We start from the raw sequence: 26,262 nt of genomic DNA, 5'->3' as shown, positions 1-26,262 counted from the left end.
CAAAAGTCCCGTCATCATTTCATCGACAGCGCAACGTCGTGCGCTGCCTGGACTGCGGCCGTATAGCTATGGATCAGCTGGTCAACCGAAGCCGCGGTCACATCGAAGACCGGAGCCGGATAGACGCCGAAGAAGATGGTCAGCGCGATCAGCGGATAGAGGGTCAGCTGTTCACGCGGCGAAAGATCGAGCAGCGCCTTGAGCTTTTCCTTTTCCAGCGCGCCGAAGATCACGCGGCGATAGAGCCAGAGCGCATAAGCGGCGGAGAAGATTACGCCTGTTGCAGCGAAGAGTGCGACCCAGCTGTTGACGCGGAAGACGCCAATCAGGGTCAGAAACTCACCGACGAAACCCGAGGTGCCCGGCAGGCCGACGTTTGCCATCGTGAAGACCATCATCGCAACGGCGTATTTCGGCATGTTGTTGACCAGACCGCCATAGGCCGCGATCTCGCGGGTATGGGTTCGGTCGTAGATCACGCCGACGCAAAGGAAGAGCGCGCCGGATACAATGCCGTGCGACAGCATCTGGAAGATCGAGCCCTGCAGACCCTGCGCATTCGCCGCAAAGATACCCATCGTCACGTAACCCATGTGGGCAACCGATGAATAGGCGATCAGCTTCTTCATGTCGTCCTGCATCAACGCGACCAGCGAGGTGTAGATGATGGCGATGACAGACAGCGCGAAGACCAGCGGCGCGAAAAATTCCGAAGCAACCGGGAACATGCCGAGCGAGAAGCGGATCAGGCCGTAGCCGCCGAGCTTCAGAAGCACGCCTGCCAGGATGACCGAGCCTGCGGTCGGCGCCTGGACGTGCGCGTCCGGAAGCCAGGTGTGAACCGGCCACATCGGCATCTTGACAGCGAAGGACGCGAAGAATGCAAGCCACAGCCAAGTCTGCATCTGCGGCGGGAACTTATAGGCAAGCAGCGCCTGAATATCGGTCGTTCCGGCCTGCCAGTACATCGCCATGATGGCGAGCAGCATCAGAACGGAACCGAGCAGCGTGTACAGGAAGAACTTGTAGCTGGCGTAAACGCGATCCTTGCCACCCCAAACGCCGATGATCAGGAACATCGGAATGAGGCCCGCTTCGAAGAAGACGTAGAAGAGAACGATGTCGAGCGAGACGAAGACGCCAACCATCATGACTTCCAGGATCAGGAAGGCGATCATGTAGTCCTTCAGGCGCTTCTCGATCGACAGCCAACTCGCCAGTATGCAGAACGGCATGAGGAAGGTCGTCAGGATCACGAAGAGCATCGAGATCCCGTCAACGCCGAGATGATAGCTGATGCCGGTGCCGAGCCAGCCATGCTTTTCGATCATCTGGAAGCCCGGATTCGCATTGTCGAAACCGATCCAGATGAAGAGCGACAGGACGAAAGTGGCGATCGTCGTGATCAACGAGATGTTGAGCACGTTGCGGCGGCCACTCGGACCGTTTTCATTCATCAGCAGCAGGAGCACCACGCCGACGAGCGGCAGGAAGGTGACCGTTGAAAGAATAGGCCAATCGGTCATCAGACGGAACTCCCGAGCATCATCCAGGTAACAAGCGCCGCAACACCGATCAGCATGGCGAACGCGTAGTGATAGAGGTAACCGGTCTGCAAGCGCACGACGCGGTTGGTGACATCGACAACGCGGGCAGCAACGCCGTTCGGGCCGTAGGTGTCGATGACCCCGACGTCACCCTTCTTCCACAGGAAGCGACCGAGCGCCTTTGCCGAACGGACGAAGAGGAAGTCGTAGAGTTCGTCGAAGTACCACTTGTTGAGCAGGAAGTGGTAGAGCACCCGATGCTGCTTCGCCAGGACACGCGGCGTCGACGGCGACTTGATGTACATGTACCAAGCCGTGATGAAGCCGACGAGCATCGCGATGAACGGGCTCAATCCAACCCAAGCCGGAACGTGATGGAATTCTTCCAACAGTTCGTTGTGCTCCGAGGTGAAGAGCGCGCCCTTCCAGAACTCTGCATACTCTTCGCCATAGAAGCGGCCCTCGAAAAGGACGCCTGCGAGAACCGCACCGGCAGCAAGAATATACAGCGGCACCAGCATGACCTGCGGAGATTCATGAACGTGGTGCATCACTTCGTGTGAGGCGCGCGGCTGGCCAAAGAAAGTCATGAACGCCAAGCGCCAGGAATAGAAGCTGGTAAACAGAGCGGCGATCACCAGGAGCGTGAAAGCAAACCCCGCGACCGGCGAATGCGATGCGTAAGCTGCCTCGATGATCACGTCCTTCGAGAAGAAGCCGGCAAAGCCGATTGCCGTGAAAGGAATGCCGACGCCCGTCAGTGCCAGCGTACCAATCGTCATCATCCAGAAGGTGACCGGGATATGCGTACGCAGGCCGCCCATGTAACGCATGTCCTGCTCACCATCGACGGCGTGGATCACAGAGCCGGCACCGAGGAACAGCAGCGCCTTGAAGAAAGCGTGCGTGAACAGGTGGAAGATCGCAGCGCCGTATGCGCCCACACCGAGAGCAACGAACATGTAGCCAAGCTGCGAGCAGGTTGAGTAGGCGATGACGCGCTTGATGTCGTTCTGCACGAGACCGACAGTTGCCGCGAAGAAGGCCGTGATCGCACCGATCGTCGTTACGAAGACCAACGCATCCGGTGACAGTTCAAACAACGGCGACATGCGGGCGACGAGGAACACGCCTGCGGTCACCATCGTTGCTGCATGGATGAGCGCCGACACCGGCGTCGGGCCTTCCATGGCATCCGGCAGCCAGGTGTGCAGCAGGAACTGTGCCGACTTACCCATCGCGCCCATGAAGAGCAGCAGGCAGGCGCCGGTCAGTGCGTGCGCCTTGTCGAGATGCAAGCCGAAGAGGTTGAGAACGACCTCGCCGCCTTGGCCACCGGCTTCCGCCGGCGCAAAGCTCGCAGCGTTTGCGAAGATCGTATCGAAGTTGATCGCACCGAAGAGAACGAAAAGGCTGGCAATACCGAGGATGAAGCCAAAGTCGCCAACACGGTTGACGATAAAGGCCTTCATCGCGGCGGCATTTGCCGACGGCTTTTTGAACCAGAAGCCGATGAGCAGATACGAGGCCAGACCAACACCTTCCCAGCCGAAGAACATCTGGGCCAGGTTGTCGGCGGTCACCAGCATCAGCATGGCGAAGGTAAACAGCGACAGATAGGCGAAGAAGCGCGGGCGATGCGGATCATGATGCATGTATCCGATCGAATAGACGTGCACGAGCGTCGAGACCGTGTTGACGACGATCAGCATGACCGAGGTCAGCGTGTCGACGCGCAGCGACCAGGACACGTCGATGCCGCCGGACTGGATCCAGCGCAGCACTTCGACCTTAATCGGGCCGCCTTCATGGTGACCCATGCCGACGGTGATGAAGACATACCACGACAGGACCGCAGCGATGATCATCAGGCCCGACGTGAGGTATTCCGATGCCTTGGCGCCGATCGCGCGGCCGAAGAGGCCCGCGATGATCGCGCCGATCAGGGGAAGAAAGACGATAGCCTTATATAAAAACATAGCCTTATCAGCCCTTCATCATATTGACGTCTTCGACGCCGATCGAGCCGCGGTTGCGGTAGAAGACGACGAGAATTGCAAGACCGATTGCCGCTTCAGCCGCAGCGACGGTCAGAATGAACAATGCGAAAACCTGGCCGACGATGTCGTTGAGGAACGACGAGAAAGCGACCATGTTGATGTTGACCGCAAGCAGAATGAGCTCGATCGACATCAGGATAACGATGATGTTCTTCCGGTTCAGGAAGATGCCGAAGACGCCGAGCGTGAAGAGGATGGCGCTGACCGTCAGGTAATGGGAAAGTCCGATGACCATTGTATTTGTTCCTTAAGCTCGCGCCTGCCTCAAACGCCCTGACCCGGCTTGACCTTGACCACTTCAACGGCGGTCTGAGGGTTGCGGGCGACCTGTCGGGCGATGTTCTGCCGCTTGATGTTCTGGCGATGCTTGAGCGTCAGCACGATCGCACCGATCATCGCGACGAGCAGCACCAGACCAGCGATCTGGAAGAAGTAGACGTAATTCGTATAGAGCACGTCGCCGAGTGCGGCGGTGTTGGTGCGCTCGGTCAGCGCCGGGATTGGCATCGCAACCGTCTTGGCGATCTCCGGCGAAATGACGCTGCCGCCGACAACAACGATCAGCTCGGCCGCGAGGATCAAGCCGATAACCGCACCGATCGGCGCATATTCGAGAACCCCTGCACGCAACTCCGTGAAGTCGATGTCGAGCATCATAACCACGAAGAGGAAGAGAACGGCCACGGCGCCGACGTAAACGACGAGCAGGATCATCGCGAGGAATTCAGCGCCCAGCAGCAGGAACAGGCCAGCCGCGTTGAAGAAAACCAGGATCAGGAAGAGAACCGAATGAACCGGATTCTTCGACCAGATGACCATGAACGCCGACGCTACCGCGACAAAGGCGAAAAGATAGAAAAATAGAGCCTGCAGACCCATGTTGGTGCCTTTTTCATCTTCCCCCGGGCAGCCGGGAGTTTCCCTGCCCGATGAAGCTTCGCGCGGAACTAGCCAGCAAAGCCTCGGTGCATGTTGACCGGGAGCCGCGCAAGTGGCGACACTCCGGCATTTCAATTTCGATCAACGGTACGGTGCGTCCAGCGCGATGTTGCGCGCGATTTCGCGCTCCCACCGGTCGCCGTTCTCCAGAAGCCGCGCCTTGTCGAAGTAGAGTTCTTCGCGGGTTTCCGTCGCAAATTCGAAATTCGGACCTTCGACGATCGCATCGACCGGGCAAGCCTCCTGGCAGAAGCCGCAGTAGATGCACTTTACCATGTCGATGTCGTAACGAACCGTGCGGCGCGTGCCATCGTTGCGGCGGGGGCCGGCCTCGATGGTGATTGCCTGGGCAGGACAGATCGCCTCGCAGAGCTTGCAGGCGATGCAGCGCTCTTCGCCGTTGGGATAACGACGCAGTGCGTGTTCGCCGCGGAAGCGCGGGCTGACCGGTCCCTTCTCGAACGGGTAGTTGATCGTTGCCTTCTGCTTAAAAATGTACCGGAAGGTCAGCCAGAACGCACTGACGAACTCCTTCAGGAACAGCGAGCTGACCGCGTTGGACAAGCCTGCCATCTTCAACCTCCAATATTGCTTGAAACGAGGGCCGGCATGATCATGCCCAACCCGTCAGCTTCAGCACGAATGCAACGATTACGACCATGGCGAGCGACAGCGGAAGGAAAACCTTCCAGCCGAGGCGCATCAGCTGATCGTAGCGGTAGCGCGGGACGAATGCCTTGACCATCGCGAACATGAAGAACACCAGGCACGACTTCAGCGTAAACCAGATGACGCCCGGGACCCAGTTCAGGAACCACACGTCGACCGGCGGCAGCCAGCCCCCGAGGAACAGGATCGTCGTCAGCGAGCACATCAGAACGATGGCCGCATATTCGCCGAGCATGAACATCATGTAGAGCGAGGAACCGTACTCGACCATGAAGCCGGCAACGAGTTCCGATTCAGCTTCCGGAAGGTCGAAAGGCGGACGGTTCGTCTCGGCGAGTGCCGAAATGAAGAAGACGATGAACATCGGGAACAGCGCCAGCCAATGCCAGTCCAGGAAGGAGGCCGGCAAACCGAGGCGCGTACCGAGGCCGGACTGCTGGGCATGGACGATGTCCGTCAGGTTCAACGAACCCACGCAGAGCAGAACGGTGACGATGACGAAGCCGATCGAGACTTCGTAGGAAACCATCTGTGCGGCGGAGCGTAGCGCGCCAAGGAACGGGTACTTCGAGTTCGAAGCCCAGCCACCCATGATAATGCCGTACACTTCAAGCGACGAGATCGCGAAGATGTAGAGGATGCCGACGTTGATGTTGGCGATGACCCAGCCATCGGCGAGCGGCACGACCGCCCAGGTCGACAGCGCCAGCAGCACGGTCACGAGCGGCGCCAGAAGGAAGACTGCCTTGTTGGCGCCAGCCGGAATGACCGGCTCCTTGAAGACGAATTTCAAAAGATCGGCGAAGGACTGGAAAAGGCCCCACGGACCCACCACATTCGGACCCCGGCGCAGCTGAACCGCTGCCCAGACCTTTCGGTCGGCCAGCAGGATATAGGCGATGAAGACGAGCAGGCAGACCAGGAGAAGAAGCGACTGACCGACCATGAGGAGGCCAGGCAAGAGATAAGTTGAAACAAACGATTCCATAGTCCCCTGCCCTTACTCTGCCGCGACTTTGAAGTTGTTGCGGGCCAATGCCGAGCACTCGGCCATCACTGCCGAAGCGCGTGCGATCGGGTTCGTCAAATAGAAGTCTTTGACCGGCGACGCAAACCCGGATTTGTTCATCTTGCCGGCTTTTTTCGCGACTGCGGCAATTTTGGCGCTGTCGCTCTCGGCGATCTCGTCGAGCGCTGCGAAATGCGGGAATGCTGCATACAGCTTTGCACGCAATTCGCTAAGCGAATCAAACGGAAGCTTCTTCCCGAGCACGTCGGAAAGCGCACGCAGGATCGCCCAGTCTTCGCGGGCGTCGCCAGGCGCAAAGCCGGCACGATTGCCCATCTGGACGCGTCCCTCGGTGTTGACCCAAGTGCCGGACTTTTCGGTGTAGGCAGCCGCCGGCAGGATGACGTCGGCATTGTGCGCGCCGTTGTCGCCGTGCGAGCCGATGTAAACAGTCAGCTTTGCTTTCTTGGCGGCAAAATCGAGTTCATCGGCGCCGAGGAGGAAGAGAACGTCCATCGACGACAGCATTTCCGCGGCGTTGACGCCCTTTGCACCCGGAACGAAGCCGAGATCGAGGCCACCGACCCGCGATGCCGCGGTGTGGAGCACGGCAAAGCCGTTCCAGCCTTCAACGACCGCACCCACCGTGCCGGCAAGCTTTGCGGCAGTCGCAAGAACGCCAGCACCATCGGTGCGCGACAGTGCGCCTTGGCCGATGAGGATCATCGGCTTCTTGGCATCGGTCAGAACCTTCGCAAAAGCATGGGTGCCATCAGCGAGATCCTTCAGCGTGTCCGGGCCAGCGCCAAGATATTCATAGTCGTAGCGCAGTTCGCCAGCTTCGCCGATCACGCCGATCGGGAAGTTGCCGCGACGCCAGCGCTTGCGAATGCGAGCGTTGAGAACGGCGGCTTCAAAGCGCGGGTTCGCGCCGATAATCAGCAGCGCGTCAGCCTGTTCGATGCCTTCGATCGTCGGATTGAAGATGTAGCTTGCGCGGCCGAGCGACGGATCAAGTGCCGTCCCATCCTGACGACAGTCGAGGTTCTCGGAACCCAGCGACTTCACGAGCTCCGACAGGGCGTACATTTCTTCGACGGATGCGAGGTCGCCTGCAATCGCGCCGACCTTCTCACCGCTGGTTGCGGCAATGGCAGCCTTGATCGCGCCAAAGGCTTCGCCCCAAGTCGCAGGCTGCAGGCGGCCATCCTTGCGAACGTATGGGCGGTCGATACGCTGCGTCTTCAGGCCATCCCAAATGTAACGGCTCTTGTCGGAGATCCACTCTTCATTGATCTGGTCGTTGACGCGCGGCAGCACGCGCATGACTTCGCGGCCACGGGTATCGACGCGGATCGCAGAACCGAGGGCGTCCATCACGTCGATCGACTCGGTCTTGTTCAGCTCCCACGGACGGGCCGTGAAGGCGAAGGGCTTGGAGGTCAGCGCGCCGACCGGGCAGAGGTCAACGACGTTGCCCTGCAGCTCGGAGGTCATCGCCTGCTCGAGGTAGGTGGTGATTTCGGCGTCCTCGCCGCGGCCGATCAGGCCGAGTTCAGAGATACCGGCCACTTCGGTCGTGAAGCGAACGCAGCGCGTGCAGTGAATGCAGCGGTTCATGACCGTCTTGACGAGCGGTCCGATGTACTTGTCTTCGACGGCGCGCTTGTCTTCCTGATAGCGCGAGCTGTCGATACCGAAGGCCATTGCCTGGTCCTGCAGGTCGCATTCGCCGCCCTGGTCGCAGATCGGGCAATCGAGCGGATGGTTGATCAGCAGAAATTCCATCACGCCTTCGCGGGCCTTCTTGACCATCGGCGTGTTGGTGAAGACTTCCGGAAGTTCGCCATTCGGGCCGCCGCGGATATCGCGCACTCCCATGGCGCAAGATGCCTGCGGCTTCGGCGGACCACCCTTCACCTCAACGAGGCACATGCGGCAGTTGCCGGCAACCGAAAGGCGCTCATGGAAGCAGAAGCGCGGAACTTCAGCACCGGCTTCCTCACACGCCTGAATGAGGGTGTAATGATCCGGAACTTCGATCTCGTTGCCGTCAATCTTCAGTTTTGCCATCGTCACTCAGTCCTGTTTTCCGTTTGCCGGATGGCGGCAAACAAACCCACTTTGCAACAGTTTCGCTGCCAGGCCGGATTCTTATCCCGTTGGCATCGGTGTCGCTCAAATTCTCCGCCAATCCCGAGATCCGGGATCGGCTTTCGGCCTCTGCAGCTTCGGACCCCTGCCCTCCACTCTTCAGCCTTGACCTTGCTCCGGCCGTTTCGGCCGAAAAATCACTTCCGCTTTCGCCCCTTGGCAAGAAGCGCCTTGGCCTGCGCAACCCAACCGTCGCGGACGATCCGCCCATCGAAACCGAATTCGGTGTCGATGCGTGCCGCATCCTCGTCAGACCAGCCGGCGATCACCGCAAAGGAGCGAATGCTCTTGGCGTTCAAAACCTGCTCGATTTTCGGGCCGATCCCGGAAATCTGCTTCAGATCGTCGGACTTGCGGGGGCGCAAAGCGGGCGTGGCCGCCACTTCAGGCTTTACATCCGGCTTCGCGGGAACAACCGAGAGTTTGACCTTGGCTGCAGCGTTTGTGGCAGGCGCCGGGCGAACGTTTTCCGGCCGGATTTCCACTTCAGGCTTGGCCTCATCTGGCGGCGTTTCATCGAGAACCGCGGCAAACTTGCTCGTTGCGTCGAACGCACCCTGCAGCGCCCCGAAGAATGCGCCTGCCATCTGGGTCGAAAAACCGAAACCGATCGCCGTCGCCGCGGCCACGGCCGCCGCCGGATTGACCATCACAGGCGGTACCGGCAGCGCGCGGGCATTCTCCAGCATCTCGGCAGCAAGACGACCAAAGTCAGCCGAAAAATCAGCCGCTTCCTCTTTCCTCACGCTGTCCGATGCCTTCGTCGTCATCGCGCTTACTCCGCAGCCTCCAGAACAGCACCGTGATCCAGTGCGCTCGCCGTATACTGGTCTATCCGTGCTTCGATCTCGTGACGGAAGTTGCGGATCAGCCCCTGCACCGGCCACGCAGCAGCATCGCCGAGCGCACAGATGGTGTGACCCTCGATCTGCTTGGTGACCTGGAACAACATGTCGATTTCGCGCTTCTGGGCGTTGCCCTTGGCCATGCGCTCCATGACGCGCCACATCCAGCCAGTACCTTCACGGCATGGCGTGCACTGACCACAGCTCTCGTGTTTGAAGAAGGCCGAGATGCGAGCGATCGCCTTGATGACATCCGTGGACTTGTCCATAACGATTGCGGCCGCGGTACCGAAGGAGGAACCGACAGCACGCAGGCCGTCGAAATCCATCGGGCAGTCGATGATGTCCTTGGCCGGAACGATCGGGCACGATGCGCCACCCGGAATGACGGCAAGCAGGTTATCCCAGCCGCCACGAATACCGCCAGCGTGGCGGTCGACGAGTTCGCGGAAGGTGATGCCCATTTCTTCTTCGACGGTGCACGGCTTGTTGACGTGGCCGGAGAGCATGAAGAGCTTGGTGCCGACGTTGTTAGGGCGACCGATCGAGGAAAACCAAGTCGCGCCGCGACGCAGGATCGTCGGGGCAACGGCGATCGACTCGACGTTGTTGACGGTGGTGGGGCAGCCGTAGAGGCCCATGTTTGCCGGGAACGGCGGCTTCAGGCGCGGCTGACCCTTCTTGCCTTCGAGGCTTTCGAGCAGCGCGGTCTCTTCGCCGCAGATGTAGGCGCCGGCGCCGTGGTGGACGTAGATGTCCATCGGATAGCCGAGCTTGTTGCTCTTGCCGAGCAGGCCGTAGTCATAGCACTCGTCGATCGCGGCCTGGAGCGCTTCGCGTTCACGGATGTACTCACCACGGACGTAGATGTAGGCAGCATTCGCACCCATGGCGAAGCTTGCGATCACGCAGCCTTCGATCAGCGTGTGCGGATCGTGACGCATGATGTCGCGGTCTTTACAGGTGCCCGGCTCCGACTCGTCGGCATTGACGACGAGGTAGTGCGGACGACCATCCGATTCCTTCGGCATGAAGGACCACTTGAGACCGGTCGGGAAGCCTGCGCCGCCGCGACCACGAAGACCGGAGGCCTTCATCTCGTTGATGATCCAGTCGCGACCCTTTTCGAGGATCTGCTTGGTGCCGTCCCAGTGGCCGCGGCTCATCGCGCCCTTCAGGGACTTGTCCTTGAGGCCGTAGATATTGGTAAAGATGCGGTCTTTATCTTGTAACATGCTTCACCTCTTACCGCGGCTTCTTACCGAAGACCTTGATATATTCCGCTTCGCCGCCCTTGGCGAGCGCCTTGGCCTGCTTGATCCAGTCGTCGCGCTCGATGCGGCCCTTGAAATTCAGGTAGCCGTCGACCCATTCGCGCTCAGCCTTTTTCCAACCCGCGACCTGCGCGAAGGTGAAAATGCCGATCTCATGCAGGGTTGCCTCGATCTTCGGGCCGACGCCGGAGATCATCTTCAGATCGTCTGATGTCTCTGGCTTTTCGATGCCTGCCGGACGGTTCTTGTCGGTCAGGGACGGCTTGGCTGGTGCCGCAACCTGCGCGGCCGTGGCGGGCGCCGGCTGCTCTTCCGCAGCCTTGGCATTCTTCGCGGCCGCCTTCGGAGCCGTGACCGGGGTCTTCAGGGCCGCATTGGTCTCGGCGTCGGTGCTCTTCGCACGAGCTGCCTCGGACGGGGGAACCGGTGCGGCGTCGACGGTTGCCGTAACAGCTTCCTCAACAGCCTTTTTAGCCGAAACCTTCTTTGTCTTTGGCTCTTCCGCCAGAAGCGACGTCGGGCCACCTTCCGGGGATGAGAAGTGACGGTCGATCTGCGGACCGACCTTGATGCTTGCGCCGTTGCCGGCTTCAAAAGTGTCGATGATTTCCTCGAGGCGTGCTGGCGTCAGGTCCTCGTAGGTATCCTTGCCAATCATCACCATCGGTGCGTTGACACAGGCCCCAAGACATTCGACCTCTTCCCAAGACAGCGTGCCATCGGCATTCCGCTCAAAGGGATGATGGTGAATCTTGCTCTTGCAGACCGCCATGAGGCTTTCCGAGCCGCGCAGCATGCAGGGCGTCGTGCCGCATACCTGGATGTGGGCGCGCGTGCCCACCGGGTTCAGCTGGAACTGCGTGTAGAAGGTCGCAACTTCGAGAACGCGGATGTAGGCCATGTCGAGCATGTCGGCGACCTTTTCGATCGCGGCACGCGTGACCCAACCATCCTGCTCCTGCGCCCGCATCAACAGCGGAATCACCGCGGATTGCTGACGGCCTGCGGGATATTTCTGGATCGTCTTATCCGCCCAAGCTGCGTTCTCGTCATTGAAGGCGAACGCGGCTGGCTGGAATTGATCTTCGGCTAATCGACGAACGGACATTCTTCCTCACGCCTTGTCAGTTTATGGTCCCGCACTGCGATGCCGTCAGAGACTTCATCTCGCATGCGTAGGCCGACTGGTCTTTTTGCAAAAACACAACGAACTTGCCGCCGTTCGGAACGGCGGCCTTGATTTCATAGCCCTTGGACAAAAGCTCGCCCATGGAGGCTTTTGCCGCCGGCGGCTGCACCTCGCCCTGGCCCAACTTCGGGCCCATTCCACCGACTTCCTGGGCCAAGGCCCCGGACGCAGCAAAAAGAACCATCGCGGCAAGCGGCAACAACTTCATCAGCGGTCCACCTCGCCGAACACGATGTCGAGCGAACCGAGCACGGCCGTCACGTCAGCGAGCATGTGACCCTTGCAGAGGAAATCCATTGCCTGCAGGTGAGCATAACCCGGCGCACGGATCTTGCAGCGGTACGGCTTGTTGCTGCCATCGGCAACGACGTAGACGCCGAATTCGCCCTTCGGCGCTTCGACGGCCGCATACACTTCGCCGGCCGGCACGTGATAGCCTTCGGTGTAGAGCTTGAAGTGGTGGATGAGCGCTTCCATCGAACGCTTCATCTCGCCGCGCTTCGGCGGAACCACCTTGCCGTCGATCGACGAGACGGGGCCGGTCTTGGCGCTGCCCATGAGGCGCTCGACGCACTGCTTCATGATGCGAACCGACTGGCGCATCTCGATCATACGGATCAGGTAGCGGTCGTAGCAGTCGCCATTCTTACCGATCGGAATGTCGAACTCCATATCGTTGTAGCACTCGTAAGGCTGCGAGCGACGCAGGTCCCAGGCTGCACCCGAGCCGCGAACCATCACGCCCGAGAAGCCCCACGACCAAGCATCCGCTAGCGACACGACGCCGATATCGACGTTGCGCTGCTTGAAGATACGGTTGTCCGTCAGCAGGCCTTCGATATCGTCGAGGATCTTGAGGAACGGATCGCACCACTTGCCGATATCCTCGACAAGCTCCGGCGGGAGATCCTGGTGAACACCGCCCGGACGGAAATAGGCCGAGTGCATACGGGCGCCACAGGCGCGCTCGTAGAACACCATCAGCTTTTCGCGCTCTTCGAAGCCCCAGACCGGCGGCGTCATCGCGCCGACGTCCATGGCCTGCGTCGTCACGTTCATGATGTGCGACAAGATTCGGCCAATTTCGGAATACAGAACTCGAATCAGCTGACCGCGAATCGGAATTTCGAGCTTCAGCATCTTTTCGACGGCGAGCGCGAAAGCGTGCTCCTGGTTCATCGGCGCGACGTAGTCGAGACGATCGAAATAAGGAACGGCCTGAAGGTAGGTCTTCGTCTCGATCAGTTTCTCGGTGCCGCGGTGCAAAAGGCCGATATGCGGATCGACGCGCTCGATGATTTCGCCATCGAGCTCAAGCACGAGACGCAGAACGCCGTGCGCAGACGGATGCTCCGGTCCGAAATTGATCGTAAAGTTGCGAACGTTATGTTCAGTCATAGCGACGCGCTCCGCGCTGGCAATTGGCATGAGACGGCGAACAGAGAGGCTTCAAGAAATCCGAGCCTCATCGTCACTTCGCCGCCTTTTCGTCTCCCGGCAGCACGTATTCAGTGCCTTCCCAGGGGGACATGAAGTCGAAATTGCGGAATTCCTGCTTCAGCTCGACGGGTTCGTAAACGACACGCTTGGCAGCATCGTCATAGCGTACCTCGACGTAGCCGGTTGTCGGGAAGTCCTTGCGCAGGGGGTGACCTTCAAAGCCGTAATCAGTGAGAAGACGACGCAGGTCAGCATGGCCCGAGAACGGAATGCCGTACATGTCCCAAGCTTCACGCTCGAACCACTCGGCGCCCTTGTAGACTGATGTAGCTGATGGAACCGACTCACCATCAGCGACAGCAACCTTGACGCGGATGCGCAGGTTCTGCTTCGGCGACAGGAGGTGATAGACGACATCGAAACGCTTCTCGCGCTGTGGCCAGTCGACGCCGCAGATATCGATCATGCTGATAAAGCCGCAACGTGCGTCGTCGCGCAGGAACGTCAGCAGCGCCAGAATCGTCTCCGGCGTAGCGGTTACGTTCAGCTCGTCATAGCTGATGGATGCATCAAGAAAGAGATCGCCACGCATCTCACGGAGATACGAGGACAATTCGCTCAAGGCTTCACTCATGACAGTCCTCCGCCCTTAGCGCTCGATCGTTCCGGTTCGACGGATCTTCTTCTGCAGAAGCAGCACCCCGTAGAGCAGCGCTTCTGCCGTGGGGGGACAGCCCGGCACGTAGATATCGACAGGAACGACACGGTCGCAACCACGAACGACCGAATAGGAATAATGATAGTAACCGCCGCCGTTGGCGCAGGATCCCATGGAGATCACGTAGCGCGGCTCAGGCATCTGGTCGTAGACCTTGCGCAGCGCGGGCGCCATCTTGTTGGTCAGCGTACCGGCAACGATCATGACGTCGGACTGGCGCGGCGACGCGCGCGGAGCAACACCGAAGCGCTCCATGTCGTAACGCGGACCGGAGACCTGCATCAAGCCTTCAACGGCGCAGCAGGCGAGACCGAACTGCATCCACATCAGCGAGCCGGTACGGGCCCAGGTGATAAGGTCGCGGGTCGAGGTAACGAGAAAGCCCTTGTCGGCCAACTCATCGTTGATTTCGCCGAAGAACGCACTGTCGCTGCCGATCGGCTTGCCCGTTGCCGGGTCGATGACGCCTTTCGGATGCGGCGCCACGAGCGCCTTGTCGGTTGGGGCTACTCCCATTCCAGGGCTCCCTTTTTCCATTCATAAATAAAGCCGATGGTCAGCACGCCAAGGAAGACCATCATGGACCAGAAGCCGAACCAACCGATCGCACCGAAGGACACTGCCCACGGGAAGAGAAAGGCGACTTCAAGGTCGAAGATGATGAAGAGGATCGACACTAGATAAAAGCGGATATCGAACTTCATACGAGCGTCGTCGAATGCGTTGAAGCCGCATTCGAAGGCCGAAAGCTTTTCCGAATCGGGCGCCTTGAAAGCAACAGCAAACGGCGCAATCAACAGCGCCAGGCCGATGACAAGGGCGATACCAATGAAAATAGCGATCGGAATGTAGGAACTGAGCAGTCCAGTCATCAGGTTCTTCCCTGCTTGCGGGCTGCGCCGGGAGGCGCAAGTGGGCAATTGCCCGGCAAGCGAACGTGCGTTGCGACAGAGCCGTGGTTAGCGCAGCCAGCGCCACGGCGCAAGACTTTTAGAGTAGCAAATTCGACTGTCGAGGCGCGACATTATCAAGCAGATGCAATGATGTCGCGACAAATCCACACAAGTTGATTCAGGCTGCATGCCAGCCCACCGGATATTGCATGGCTCACGGCAAAAGACAAAGCTAAGCGACGACAACGAAACGGCAATCGATCATGACTGCTAACAGAGAGGGTAGATACCCGGCTTGGGAAGAAATGGCGCGAGTGACGGGGCTCGAACCCGCGACCTCCGGCGTGACAGGCCGGCACTCTAACCGACTGAGCTACACCCGCGCATGATGGACAGAAGGACCGGACCAGGTGCCAATTGGCGCTTACCTTGAAATGGCGCGAGTGACGGGGCTCGAACCCGCGACCTCCGGCGTGACAGGCCGGCACTCTAACCGACTGAGCTACACCCGCATTCATTTCAAGCGATCCGGAAGCTTTCGCATCCGTGTCAAAGCAGCCTTGCCGCTTCGATGAGCGGCTAACTAAGGGGTTCGCATTTGAGTGTCAAGCAGCTTTGGAGACAAAACGATGACACTCCGCGAATTGTTTTTGGAGAACGAAAATCCGCGGGCAAATTCAGTGCATTATTAACAGCGTAACATTCGGTCTGCGCTATGACGATCAGTTTCCCCAGCTCCTCGCCCTCCCTCGCTTGCAGCTTGCAGGCTCGATCGAGGGTAGCCAATCGCCCGAGAGGCCCGCTATATGGAAGACCGAGGCTCAGTCCGGGCATTTCTACAAGCAGCAGAGACATCATCATGAAAACACGCGAGGAACGGCAGGCACAAAGAGCGAGCATGCCGCGCACACAGTTGAGCGCACACCATTTGGAGAATGCGCGGTTGCTGCCGGACCGAGGCGAGCTCCTCTATCGCATTCCCAATGGTGGCATCGGCCTAGAGATCGGGGCGGCGTTCGGAGAATATACGGCCGAGATACTGGAGAAGAACCGGCCCGCGCAGCTTTATCTGATCGACCCCTGGAGCATGGACCGCTACAGCTCGGGTCTCGATCGGATTCACACCCAGTTCAAGCGCGAAATCGAGTGTGGGCAGCTGCGCCTGATGCAGGGCACCTCTCTCGAAAAGCTCGCCGAGTTCGAGGATGACTTTCTCGACTGGGTCTATATCGACACCGATCATTCCTTCGAGCTTACCTGGCAGGAACTGCTGCTCTGCGAGCGGAAGGTCAAACGCACGGGAAGAATCGCCGGGCACGATTTCTGCACTGGAAACACCGTGAAGCCGATCGTCTATGGCGTCGTCGAAGCGGTCACCAAGTTCTGCAAGGATTATGGCTGGCAATTCGAGTTCCTGACGGTCGAATCGCACGCGCACTTTTCCTATTGCCTGAAGCGCCTCTGATCCGCGTCACCCCTTTCCGGCGTACTGCTCGTCGCTGACCTGTTCCATCCAGTCGGCGGCGCTGCCGTCCAGCGCTTCGTGGATCGCGATGTGGGTCATTGCGGTATCAGGTGCCGCACCGTGCCAGTGCTTTTCACCAGGGGCAATCCAGACCGTGTCGCCCGCGCGGATTTCGCGGAGCGGGCCGCCTTTGCTTTGCGCCAGACCTTTTCCGGAGGTGACGACAAGCGTCTGGCCGAGCGGATGCGTGTGCCAGGCGGTTCGGGCACCAGGCTCGAAGGTAACGCTGACCGCCCTGACCCGTGCCGGGCTCGGCGCCTCCATCAATGGGTCCTGCAGGACTGAACCGGTGAAATATTCCGCGGGCGCCTTTATCGAGGGCCGTGATCCGCAGGGTTTGATCTCCATCTGACTTTCCCTTCCATACCTAACTTTGCGTTTCCGCCGACTGCGCCGGCTGCGTTTCTGCTGACCGGAGCCTCGCCAGGTCACCAAGCGGTGACTAATAGTTGCGTGGCAAGGCCGCTGCTCGAAGAAATGCCGACGCTTGCGCCTCGTCGCCCTATCTCCGCTTCAGGCGCTTGCTAGTGGTCGGGGCGACTGCTAGTGCCGGGGCATTTCATCACGCGGAGGATTTCCATGAAACAGCATTCTTTCGGCCACCTGCCCCATACCGTCACAAATATCGGCTTCGGCGCATGGCAGATCGGCGGCGCCTGGGGCGACGTCAGCGAGGCCGACGGCCGCGACGCGCTGAATGCCGCGCTCGATGCCGGCATGACCTTCATCGATACCGCCGATGTCTACGGAGACGGCCGGTCGGAAAAGATCATTGCGGACGTTCTCGATGGCCGCGGCGGCGAGCGGCCGATGGTTGCCACCAAGGCGGGTCGCCGGCTCAATCCGCATGTCGTCGAGGGTTATACCAAGGCCAACCTCGAGGGCTTCATCGATCGAAGCCTGAAAAACCTGCGTGTTGAAAGCCTCGACCTTGTGCAACTCCATTGCCCTCCGACCGAAGTTCTCTATCGCCAGGAGGTCTTTGAGGGCCTGAATGAGCTGCAGAAAGCCGGCAAAATCATGGGCTACGGCGTCAGCGTCGAAAAGGTCGAGGAAGCGCTGAAGGCGATCGAGTATCCTGGAGTCGTCAGCATCCAGATCATCTACAACATCTTCCGCCAGCGGCCCGATCACCTGTTTTTCCAAGAGGCTCGGCGGAAGAACATCGCCGTTATCGCCCGCGTGCCGCTCGCAAGCGGGCTACTGTCCGGGAAGATCAGCCGCGAGACGAAATTTGCCAGCGATGACCACCGCAATTTCAATCGCCATGGCGAGGCTTTCGATGTCGGCGAGACCTTTGCCGGGGTTCCCTTAGAGGCCGGCCTGCAGGCTGTAGAGGAAGTGCGCAAGCTCGTTCCATCAGGTGCGACAATGGCGGCCTTCGCATTGCGCTGGATCCTAATGAGCGATGCCGTCACCGTCGTTATTCCTGGCGCACGCAACGCCGAGCAAGCACGCGCAAACGCCGCGGCGGCGAGCCTCGCTCCCCTCTCTCACGAGGTGATGGGCGCCACACGCGAGATCTACGAGCGGCTGGTCGCTCCCCATGTCCACCAGCGCTGGTAAGACAAACGATCACAAGAAAAATGGCCGGGCATAGGCCCGGCCATTTTTGTTTCATAGCTCAACCAATCTCAGTTCGTGCCCACGAGGTCGACTTGGAAGAACAGCGTTTCACCCGAGGAATCGTCGACACCATCATTGTCCGTGACGGCATAGGCCTTGCCGGAGGCGTCGAAGGCGAAGCCTTCGAGCTTGTCGAGGACATAGCCATTGGTGGCGGTCTTCAATTCCGGAAGGAAGTCATGGGCTTCCGTCTTCTTGACGAGCGGCAGTTCGCCGCCGAGCTTGGCGGGCTTCAGATCCGATACCGCGACCTTGTAGAGCTTCTTCAGTTTGGCTGCATTACCGACGAGGTTGTCGCGCTCGATGATATAGACGCTGTCGCCCTGAGCGGAGATCTCTGACAGGCCGATCCAACCGGCTTCGGACTTGTCGAGCGGATAGCGAACCGCGCCCCACTCCTTACTCTTCGGGTTGTAGGAAACAAGCTTCACGAAGCCCTTCTCGTCATCCTTCCATTCGCGCTGAACAGCCATCCACAGGGTCGCATCGTCACCGGAGCCGACGATCGTCACGCCTTCGAACCCGTAGCGGATTTCGTTGGCGGTCAGTTCGCTCGGCAGAGCGATTTCTTCCTTGATCTCGCCCTTCGGGTTTACGTGGTATAGCGCGTGCGGCACGAGCTTCTCGCTGTTGCCTTCGGAGGCCAGCCAGAACCAACCCTTCTCGTCAACGGCGACACCTTCGATATCGAGCTTCTGTGCCGGCTGGCCATCGCGCTTGACGGTCAGCGTCTCGGTGATGACGGCCGGCTTCTTGGTGGCGTCGATGGTGTAGATCGTCGGCTGCATGCCGAGAACGCTATCGCTGACGGCAAACAGATGACCCGGCTTTTCGGGCACAGCGGCAAGACCGGAGAGTGCTGCAAAGCCAACGGGATTCCCATCCTTCTCAGCCGCAACGATCTGCGGATAGGCCATTTCGCCTTCGCCGAGTTCATAGATCATGACGTGAGACCGCGGGCCGCCATCCTTGCCGAGATCGACTTCGTTGGCGGTGGCGAGAAGATTGCGGGACGGGACGGCTACGCCTCCCTCGGGCGATACGCCGGACGGAAGAATCTGGACGAGTTGTGGTTCGGCGCCGGTATCCTTGTAGACACCGACGACGGAAGCGCGTTCCGAAAGCAAGAAGATGTACTTCTGGCCGTCGAAGGTCGCGACCTCCAGACCTTCCGGCTCGACGCCCTTGGCAGACGAACGCTTGTCGGGATATTGGCCGGTATCGGCGACCGCGCGCTCGAACGAAGCGCCGGATTCATAGAGGACCTTGCCAGTCTTGTCGAAGATCGTGAAGCCTCGCGAGCCCCCCTGGTAATCGCCCTCGTTCGCGACGACCAGACGGTCGTTGTCCAGCCACTTCACGGCGTCGGGTTCACGCAGGACACCCTTGAGTTCGCTGGTGAACTTCAGCGCGCCGTCGCGCTTCGTGTCGATGCCGGTCAGATCGACGCTGCCGGCAGAGAAGTGTCCCTTCACCGCCGCGGTCGCCGCATCGATGATGACGATCTCGTTGTTTTCCTGAAGGGTCAGGGCGATCTCGTTCCGATCGTTGAAGGAGACGAATTCCGGTTCCGGATCCTCCGGCGCAATCCCGGCAAGGCCGGTCAGCGTCACGTGCTTGATCGAACCGCAATCGACCGCGCCGTTCTTGACCTGGAACACGACAAGGTCGCCTGCCGGAATCTGCGGTATCTTGCCATCGTTGACGTCTTCGTCGCGTTCGTTTTCGATCGCAATCGTGCCGAGTGTCTTGTCCTTGTTGAGCGCGATCGAATCCGGCTGTCCCCCGAGGTCGCAGGTGTTTTCGATCTTCTTGGTGGCAACGTCGACGATCGCCAGGTGCCCGGACGGCTTAGCCTTGCTCTCCGAGGTGTTGACGGCAACCAGCGCCTTGCCGGCGGCTGATGTCACGGATGTGGGCTCGCCGTCCATCATCAACGCGCCCGCAGCCTTCGGCGACTTGGCGTCGGAAATGTCGACGAATCCGATCGCGCCGAGCGGGCTGTCGCTGTAGATCAGCGTCATGCCATCATCGGTCGCCGTAATGATTTCAGCCGACGTGGTCGAGAGCTTGTCTTTTCCTTCGGGCAGGTTGGATGCCACCGGAAAGGTTGCGATGCGGTTGAAAACGGGCTCCGCGGCGGCCGGAAACGCGGCTGTCGTCAGAAGCGCCGCAACGAGCACAGTCTTGCGCGATAAAGTTGTCATGAAATCCCCCATGAATTCAAACAGAGCGGTTTTGCGGGATTGGCATGACACCGGAATGACACGGCCGACTTATTCCGACGATACCAGGTGGCTCCCCTGCTCCTTCTTCATTTCGTTCCGCATGATGAAGAGCGATGCTCCAAGGATCAGCAATGCGCCCAACCAGAGATATCCAGTTGGCGCATAGCCGAAGACCAACCAGCCAGCGAGAACGTTCAGCGGGAGCTTGAGATCGTCGAAAGGCTGCACGTAAGCGGCATCGGCGGCGGTATAGGCGAGCGTCAGGAAATATTGCGCCAGTACGGTCAGCAGACCGGCGACGGCAAAAAGCAGCAGAGTGGTGCCGGTAGGAACGCTGAAGCCCGCGGCCATCGCCAATCCACCGTTGATCGGCGTGAGGAGAGCCAACAGCCAGACTGTTATGGTTTCCGGCGGCTCGACGCCAGTCAGGCTTTTGGTGATCAGCGACGACGCACCCCACAAGAGGGCTGAGAGGATCGGCAGAAGCGCTGCCCAGTTGAAGCTGTCCGACCACGGCTGCAAAATGATCATCGCGCCGATGAAGCCGACACTGGTCGCGGCCCATCTTGCAGCGCCGATGCTTTCGCCAAGGAAAACACGCGCGCCCATGATGATGAAGAACGGGGAGGTCATCACCAAGGCAATCGCCTGCCAAATTGGTACCGCCGCCAGACCGGCGACCCACGTGGTGACGCCAAAGGCGGCGAAGCCGACGCGAACGATGTGGCGCCAGGGATAACGCGTTCGCATTGCCCCGAGACCGGCGCGCCGGAGAAAGGGCAGCGAGAAGACCAAAGCAAATGCATATTGCCAGAAGGCTGCCGAGGCGGCTGGGAAAGCGAGCTTCATCGTCAGCCACTGCGTGACGATGTTGAGGATCGAGAAGGCAATGCCTGCAGCAACCATCCAGGCGGCGCCGACCATTGCTCGCGAAGCGGAAAATGTATGGGAAGTCTGATTCATGTCTTTCTTTCCGAAACCAACACAAATCAGGACGCATGAGCGCAATACCGCAGCCAGGACGGATTCCGCCCTCGCCCGTTCCGCTCATTCTCTTTCATCCGGACTGTAACCGTCGGCTCCGGAATTGCACCGGATCTGCTGACCCTTTCGGCATATTTGCAAAAAGGCGCTCGCGGGCTCGAGCAAAAGCTCTTACCGCCGGTGGGGACTTTCACCCCGCCCTGAGAACGAGCATTTCGTAAGGCATCCCCAGCGTGCCGACAAGGGCGCGAAATGCAAAAAGGGTTCGGCCGGAGCCGAACCCTTCGAAACTTGTACCGCCGGTCTCGTTGCCCGGCCGCCAAGCAAATTCCTATCAGCCGTTGACGGCGTCCTTCAGGCCCTTGCCGGGCGTGAACTTCGGCACGTTGCGAGCCGGAATATCGACTTCTGCGCCCGTGGACGGGTTGCGGCCCTTCGTGGCAGCGCGATGGGAAACGGTGAAGCTACCGAAACCAGCGAGGCGAACGTCGCCCTTGCCCTTCAGTTCGGCCTGGACAACTTCGAAAACAGCGTCAACTGCGGAAGCAGCATCGGTCTTCGAGAGTCCTGCCTTTTCAGCAACTGCGGACACGAGTTCATTCTTGTTCATGTTTCCACCCCTTTCTAATGGTTCGAAACGACTCAAATCTATAAGCTAGGCGCAGAATAGAGTTCATCAGGCCCGCCGCACCCCAAAGACCCTGCAAATCAAGGAAATGCAAGAGTCCGCCGGTCGATTTCACAAAAAAAGGCTGGCGAAAACGCCAGCCTTTTCAGGGTTTTTAAGCAATTAGGCGCGAATGTGGCAAACATGGCTCAGTGAGCTATGGTTGCGCCCGTATCGTCGAGCCCTTCGACCGTTGCAATGACCGGCGTCTCCACCGTGCCATCCCACTCGATCGCCTCCGGTCTGCGGACCAGAGCATGCTTGATCACCTCGCCCATGCGGGATACCGGGATGATCTCCATGTTGTTCTTCACGTTATCCGGAATCTCCGCCAGATCCTTGGCGTTCTCTTCCGGAATCAGCACCTTCTTGATGCCGCCGCGAAGCGCTGCGAGCAGCTTTTCCTTCAGACCGCCGATCGGCAGCACGCGACCACGAAGGGTGATTTCGCCCGTCATCGCCACGTCCTTGTTGACCGGAATACCGGTCATGATCGAGACGATCGCGGTTGCCATGGCAACACCGGCCGACGGACCATCCTTGGGCGTCGCACCTTCCGGCACGTGCACGTGGATGTCGCTCTTGTCGAAGAGCGGCGGCTGGATGCCGAAATCGACAGCGCGCGAGCGGACATAGGATGCCGCTGCGGAAATCGATTCCTTCATGACTTCCTTCAGGTTGCCGGTTACGGTCATCCGACCCTTGCCCGGCATCATGACGCCTTCGATCGTCAGCAGTTCGCCGCCGACTTCCGTCCAGGCCAGACCGGTAACGACACCGACCTGATCTTCACGCTCGGCTTCGCCGTGGCGGAAGCGCGGAACGCCCAGGTAGTCGTCGATGTTTTCGGCCGTCACATGAACGGACTTCGTCTTGCCCTTGATGATCTCGGTGACCGCCTTGCGGGCGAGCTTCATCAATTCGCGTTCGAAGTTACGGACACCGGCTTCGCGGGTGTACTGCTGGCTAATCGCCATCAGGGCGTCGTCGCTGACCGAGAATTCATTCGGCTGCAGCGCATGTTCCTTGATGGCCTTCGGCAGCAGGTGCCGCTTGGCGATTTCGCGCTTTTCGTCCTCGGTGTAGCCGGCGATACGGATGACTTCCATGCGGTCCATCAAAGGTGCCGGAATGTTCAGCGTGTTCGCCGTCGTGATGAACATCACGTCCGACAGATCGTATTCGACTTCCAGGTAGTGATCCATGAAGGTCGAGTTCTGAGCCGGATCCAGCACTTCGAGCAGAGCCGACGACGGATCACCACGGAAATCCTGGCCCATCTTGTCGATTTCATCGAGCAGGAAGAGCGGGTTGGACTTCTTCGCCTTCTTCATCGACTGGATGACCTTGCCGGGCATCGAACCGATGTAGGTGCGGCGGTGACCGCGAATTTCAGCTTCGTCCCGAACGCCGCCGAGAGCCATGCGGACATACTCACGGCCGGTCGCCTTGGCGATCGACTGGGCGAGCGAGGTCTTGCCGACGCCCGGAGGGCCGACGAGGCACAGGATCGGACCCTTGATCTTGGTCGCGCGAGCCTGGACAGCCAGATACTCGACGATGCGTTCCTTGACTTTGTCGAGACCGAAGTGATCGGCTTCGAGGATCTTCTCGGCGTTGTTGAGGTCCGTCTTGATCTTCGACTTCTTGCCCCACGGAATGCCGAGCAGCCAGTCGAGGTAGTTGCGGACAACCGTCGCTTCGGCCGACATCGGGCTCATCTGCCGCAGCTTCTTCAGCTCGGCATCGGCCTTTTCACGGGCTTCCTTCGACAGCTTGGTCTTGGAGATGCGCTCTTCCAGTTCGGCCATCTCGTCGCGGCCTTCCTCGCCGTCGCCGAGCTCCTTCTGGATCGCCTTCATCTGTTCGTTCAGGTAGTACTCGCGCTGGGTCTTCTCCATCTGGCGCTTGACGCGCGAGCGGATGCGCTTCTCGACCTGAAGGACCGAGATCTCACCTTCCATGAAACCGAGAGCCTTTTCGAGGCGGGCCTTGACGCTGGTGGTTTCCAGCATCTCCTGCTTCTCGGTGATCTTGATCGACAAGTGCGAAGCAACCGTATCGGCGAGCTTCGAGTAGTCGTCGATCTGGCTGGCGGCGCCAACGACCTCAGGAGAGATCTTCTTGTTGAGCTTCACGTAGCTCTCGAATTCGGAGACGACTGAGCGGCTGAGCGCTTCAAGCTCGACCGGATCGTCATGCGGCTCTTCGAGAACGTGACCAAGGGCTTCGTAAAAGTCCTCGCGATCCGTGTAAGCGTCGATCTCGGCGCGCGCGCGACCTTCGACCAGAACCTTGACGGTGCCATCAGGCAGCTTCAGCAGCTGCAACACGTTGGCGACGGTGCCGACATTGTGGATGGCGGACGGTTCAGGATCGTCATCGCTCGCGTTGATCTGTGTGACGAGCATGATCTGCTTGTCCGACCCCATGACTTCTTCGAGCGCACGGATCGACTTCTCGCGGCCGACGAACAGCGGCACAATCATATGCGGGAAGACGACGATGTCGCGCAGGGGCAATACCGGATATGCGATGCTCGCAACTGACGTTTTCTTCGTCATTTTATTTCCTTTCCATCGTCCCGTTTCCGGGCTCTTCTGGCGCGGCCACTAGAACCGGGCCGCACTCCACTTGAGACAACAAGTGGAGGTTCTGACTATGCTTTTCAAGCTGCGCCATGGCCGGCGTCCCCCTGGACATGACAGCTATGCGACAACGGAACACCTTCACTCTGGAGCACCAGCCTGGACCGGCGCTTGCCACTTCCGCGCCGGCTAACACACAAGGCGGAAACACACCAACGGAATCATTCCATAATTGCCACGGACGTTAGAATCCGCAACGGCAGCAGAGGTGCTTTCAGACCTCTTTAGCAAGATTTATCAGGGTCGTGCACTGGTTTTGAAATAGAAAGGGGCCTGCCGACCGCAAGCCCCTCAAATTCACGGTTCGTATCGTAAAGATATCTCTAATGGCTTACGCCGAAGCGTTGGCCTTCTCGTCCTGACGGTCCGCGTAGATGTAGAGCGGACGCGCAGAGCCGCGGGCCACCTCTTCAGAAATGACGACCTCGCGGACGCCTTCCAGCGCCGGCAGTTCGAACATCGTGTCGAGCAGGATCTTCTCCATGATCGAGCGAAGGCCGCGAGCACCGGTCTTGCGCACGATTGCCTTGCGGGCGATCTCGCGAAGTGCGTCCTCGTGGAAGGTCAGTTCCACATCTTCCATCTCGAACAGGCGCTGGTACTGCTTGATCAGCGCGTTCTTCGGCTCGGAGAGAATCTGGATCAGTGCATCCTCGTCGAGGTCCTCGAGCGTCGCCAGGACCGGCAGACGGCCGATGAATTCCGGGATGAGGCCGAACTTCACCAGGTCTTCCGGCTCGAGCTCGCGCAGCACTTCGCCGACGCGGCGGTCGTCCGGGGCCTTAACGGTTGCACCGAAACCGATCGAGGTCTTCTCGCCGCGGGCGGAGATGATCTTGTCGAGACCAGCAAAGGCGCCGCCGCAGATGAACAGGATGTTCGTCGTGTCGACCTGCAGGAATTCCTGCTGCGGATGCTTGCGGCCACCCTGCGGGGGAACCGAGGCAACCGTGCCTTCCATGATCTTCAGAAGCGCCTGCTGGACACCCTCGCCCGACACGTCGCGGGTAATCGACGGGTTGTCGGACTTGCGCGAGATCTTGTCGACTTCGTCGATGTAGACGATGCCGCGCTGGGCGCGCTCGACGTTGTAGTCGGCGGCTTGCAGCAGCTTCAGGATGATGTTTTCGACGTCTTCACCGACATAGCCGGCTTCCGTCAGCGTCGTCGCATCGGCCATCGTGAACGGAACATCGATGATGCGGGCGAGCGTCTGGGCAAGATAGGTCTTACCGCAGCCGGTCGGGCCGACGAGCATGATGTTCGACTTCGCCAACTCGACTTCGCCGTTCTTGGAAGCGTGCGCGAGGCGCTTGTAATGGTTGTGAACGGCAACGGACAGGATCTTCTTCGCCTGGCGCTGGCCGATGACATACTCATCGAGGACCTTGATGATGTCCTGCGGCGTGGGAACGCCGTCACGGGACTTGACCATCGAGGATTTGTTTTCCTCGCGGATGATGTCCATGCACAATTCGACGCATTCATCGCAGATGAAAACGGTCGGTCCGGCAATCAACTTCCGGACTTCGTGCTGGCTCTTTCCGCAGAAGGAGCAGTACAGGGTGTTTTTAGAGTCGCCGCCGTTGCTGCCGCTGACTTTGCTCATATCACTTTCCTTCCAGCACGCCGTATTTCAAGGTGAAATAACGGTCTACTCATTGGCCTGCTCCAACTTTGGAGCCCCAGCCGGCCAAGGCCGTTAAGGGGTACGAACCGGTCCAAACTAAGCTGTCCTGGGTCCGGCGGCAACGAATTCCCCTTCGACTGCCGATGCTATGTCATAAAAATTCAACATAGCATTAATACTTGAGATTGCCGCACCCGCCACCGGGTTTCTTCCTTTG

General features: G+C 59.5%; 23 protein-coding genes, 2 tRNA genes and 1 riboswitch. Of the genes, 2 read left to right on the top strand and 23 right to left on the bottom strand.

Annotation, left to right across the window (positions count from 1 at the left end):
- Nucleotides 1-14: 14 nt before the first annotated feature.
- The 17 genes from RGCCGE502_RS07855 to RGCCGE502_RS07770 all read right to left on the bottom strand — a co-directional run bounded on the left by RGCCGE502_RS07855 (nt 15) and on the right by RGCCGE502_RS07770 (nt 15,249).
- Entirely contained in the window at nt 15-1,526 is a 1,512-nt protein-coding gene (locus RGCCGE502_RS07855; protein WP_016553619.1) for an NADH-quinone oxidoreductase subunit M, read from the bottom strand.
- Nucleotides 1,526-3,526 (bottom strand): NADH-quinone oxidoreductase subunit L, encoded by a 2,001-nt coding sequence (gene nuoL, locus RGCCGE502_RS07850; protein ID WP_016553618.1) that lies wholly within the window; start codon nt 3,524-3,526, stop codon nt 1,526-1,528. The genes RGCCGE502_RS07855 and nuoL overlap by 1 nt, the downstream gene beginning before the upstream one ends.
- Nucleotides 3,527-3,533: 7 nt before the next feature.
- On the bottom strand, nt 3,534-3,842 hold the full coding sequence (gene nuoK / locus RGCCGE502_RS07845) for an NADH-quinone oxidoreductase subunit NuoK (RefSeq protein WP_007531803.1): 309 nt from the start codon (nt 3,840-3,842) through the stop codon (nt 3,534-3,536).
- A 29-nt stretch (nt 3,843-3,871) separates the two neighbouring features.
- Nucleotides 3,872-4,486: an NADH-quinone oxidoreductase subunit J gene (locus RGCCGE502_RS07840; RefSeq protein WP_016553617.1), complete on the bottom strand. Its 615-nt coding sequence runs from the start codon at nt 4,484-4,486 to the stop codon at nt 3,872-3,874.
- Between the two features lie 141 nt (nt 4,487-4,627).
- A complete protein-coding gene (gene nuoI, locus RGCCGE502_RS07835) occupies nt 4,628-5,119 on the bottom strand; it encodes an NADH-quinone oxidoreductase subunit NuoI (protein WP_007789671.1) in 492 nt (163 codons plus the stop codon).
- A gap of 40 nt (nt 5,120-5,159) precedes the next feature.
- Complete coding sequence (gene nuoH, locus RGCCGE502_RS07830) at nt 5,160-6,203, bottom strand: NADH-quinone oxidoreductase subunit NuoH (RefSeq protein ID WP_016553616.1); 1,044 nt, start codon at nt 6,201-6,203, stop codon at nt 5,160-5,162.
- A gap of 12 nt (nt 6,204-6,215) precedes the next feature.
- Nucleotides 6,216-8,297: an NADH-quinone oxidoreductase subunit NuoG gene (gene nuoG / locus RGCCGE502_RS07825; RefSeq protein ID WP_016553615.1), complete on the bottom strand. Its 2,082-nt coding sequence runs from the start codon at nt 8,295-8,297 to the stop codon at nt 6,216-6,218.
- 218 nt (nt 8,298-8,515) lie between these two features.
- The gene (locus RGCCGE502_RS07815; RefSeq protein WP_016553614.1) at nt 8,516-9,148 is read right to left on the bottom strand and encodes a 5' DNA nuclease; all 633 of its coding nucleotides are present in this window, start codon (nt 9,146-9,148) and stop codon (nt 8,516-8,518) included.
- 5 nt (nt 9,149-9,153) lie between these two features.
- Complete coding sequence (nuoF, locus tag RGCCGE502_RS07810) at nt 9,154-10,458, bottom strand: NADH-quinone oxidoreductase subunit NuoF (RefSeq protein ID WP_016553613.1); 1,305 nt, start codon at nt 10,456-10,458, stop codon at nt 9,154-9,156.
- A gap of 10 nt (nt 10,459-10,468) precedes the next feature.
- Nucleotides 10,469-11,605 (bottom strand): NADH-quinone oxidoreductase subunit E, encoded by a 1,137-nt coding sequence (locus tag RGCCGE502_RS07805; protein WP_016553612.1) that lies wholly within the window; start codon nt 11,603-11,605, stop codon nt 10,469-10,471.
- A 16-nt stretch (nt 11,606-11,621) separates the two neighbouring features.
- Nucleotides 11,622-11,894 (bottom strand): hypothetical protein, encoded by a 273-nt coding sequence (locus RGCCGE502_RS07800; RefSeq protein WP_016553611.1) that lies wholly within the window; start codon nt 11,892-11,894, stop codon nt 11,622-11,624.
- Entirely contained in the window at nt 11,894-13,084 is a 1,191-nt protein-coding gene (locus RGCCGE502_RS07795) for an NADH-quinone oxidoreductase subunit D (protein WP_016553610.1), read from the bottom strand. Before RGCCGE502_RS07795 ends, RGCCGE502_RS07800 begins: the two co-directional genes overlap by 1 nt.
- Before the next feature lie 73 nt (nt 13,085-13,157).
- The gene (locus tag RGCCGE502_RS07790) at nt 13,158-13,760 is read right to left on the bottom strand and encodes an NADH-quinone oxidoreductase subunit C (protein WP_016553609.1); all 603 of its coding nucleotides are present in this window, start codon (nt 13,758-13,760) and stop codon (nt 13,158-13,160) included.
- 15 nt (nt 13,761-13,775) lie between these two features.
- Entirely contained in the window at nt 13,776-14,360 is a 585-nt protein-coding gene (locus RGCCGE502_RS07785; protein WP_016553608.1) for a NuoB/complex I 20 kDa subunit family protein, read from the bottom strand.
- A complete protein-coding gene (locus RGCCGE502_RS07780; RefSeq protein WP_016553607.1) occupies nt 14,351-14,716 on the bottom strand; it encodes an NADH-quinone oxidoreductase subunit A in 366 nt (121 codons plus the stop codon). Before RGCCGE502_RS07780 ends, RGCCGE502_RS07785 begins: the two co-directional genes overlap by 10 nt.
- A gap of 327 nt (nt 14,717-15,043) precedes the next feature.
- Nucleotides 15,044-15,120 (bottom strand) — tRNA-Asp (locus RGCCGE502_RS07775).
- A 52-nt stretch (nt 15,121-15,172) separates the two neighbouring features.
- A tRNA-Asp gene (locus RGCCGE502_RS07770) sits at nt 15,173-15,249 on the bottom strand.
- Nucleotides 15,250-15,596: 347 nt separating this feature from the next.
- On the opposite strand from RGCCGE502_RS07770, the gene RGCCGE502_RS07765 reads away from it, so the two are divergent.
- Entirely contained in the window at nt 15,597-16,202 is a 606-nt protein-coding gene (locus RGCCGE502_RS07765; RefSeq protein WP_016553606.1) for a class I SAM-dependent methyltransferase, read from the top strand.
- Between the two features lie 6 nt (nt 16,203-16,208).
- Here the strand turns inward: RGCCGE502_RS07765 and RGCCGE502_RS07760 are convergent, their stop codons facing one another.
- On the bottom strand, nt 16,209-16,610 hold the full coding sequence (locus tag RGCCGE502_RS07760; RefSeq protein ID WP_016553605.1) for a (R)-mandelonitrile lyase: 402 nt from the start codon (nt 16,608-16,610) through the stop codon (nt 16,209-16,211).
- Between the two features lie 231 nt (nt 16,611-16,841).
- Here RGCCGE502_RS07760 and RGCCGE502_RS07755 point away from each other — a divergent pair, with 231 nt between their 5' ends.
- Nucleotides 16,842-17,828, top strand: a complete 987-nt coding sequence (locus RGCCGE502_RS07755) for an aldo/keto reductase (protein ID WP_016553604.1) — start codon at nt 16,842-16,844, stop codon at nt 17,826-17,828.
- A 68-nt stretch (nt 17,829-17,896) separates the two neighbouring features.
- On the opposite strand, the gene RGCCGE502_RS07750 is transcribed toward RGCCGE502_RS07755, so the two are convergent.
- The 5 genes from RGCCGE502_RS07750 to clpX form a co-directional block, all read right to left on the bottom strand.
- Nucleotides 17,897-20,095 (bottom strand): esterase-like activity of phytase family protein, encoded by a 2,199-nt coding sequence (locus tag RGCCGE502_RS07750; RefSeq protein WP_016553603.1) that lies wholly within the window; start codon nt 20,093-20,095, stop codon nt 17,897-17,899.
- A gap of 69 nt (nt 20,096-20,164) precedes the next feature.
- Complete coding sequence (locus RGCCGE502_RS07745) at nt 20,165-21,079, bottom strand: DMT family transporter (protein WP_016553602.1); 915 nt, start codon at nt 21,077-21,079, stop codon at nt 20,165-20,167.
- Nucleotides 21,080-21,161: 82 nt separating this feature from the next.
- Nucleotides 21,162-21,312, bottom strand: a riboswitch (FMN riboswitch).
- A 122-nt stretch (nt 21,313-21,434) separates the two neighbouring features.
- Nucleotides 21,435-21,710 (bottom strand): DNA-binding protein HupB, encoded by a 276-nt coding sequence (gene hupB / locus RGCCGE502_RS07740; protein ID WP_007531759.1) that lies wholly within the window; start codon nt 21,708-21,710, stop codon nt 21,435-21,437.
- A gap of 206 nt (nt 21,711-21,916) precedes the next feature.
- A complete protein-coding gene (gene lon, locus RGCCGE502_RS07735) occupies nt 21,917-24,331 on the bottom strand; it encodes an endopeptidase La (RefSeq protein WP_016553600.1) in 2,415 nt (804 codons plus the stop codon).
- Between the two features lie 415 nt (nt 24,332-24,746).
- Nucleotides 24,747-26,024, bottom strand: a complete 1,278-nt coding sequence (clpX, locus tag RGCCGE502_RS07730; protein ID WP_016553599.1) for an ATP-dependent Clp protease ATP-binding subunit ClpX — start codon at nt 26,022-26,024, stop codon at nt 24,747-24,749.
- Between the last annotated feature and the right edge of the window lie 238 nt (nt 26,025-26,262).

The sequence above is a fragment of the Rhizobium grahamii CCGE 502 genome (assembly GCF_000298315.2).
Lineage (GTDB): Bacteria > Pseudomonadota > Alphaproteobacteria > Rhizobiales > Rhizobiaceae > Rhizobium > Rhizobium grahamii.
The sequence above is the reverse complement of the archived record's forward strand: the minus strand, read 5'-3'. Positions and strand labels throughout refer to the sequence as shown.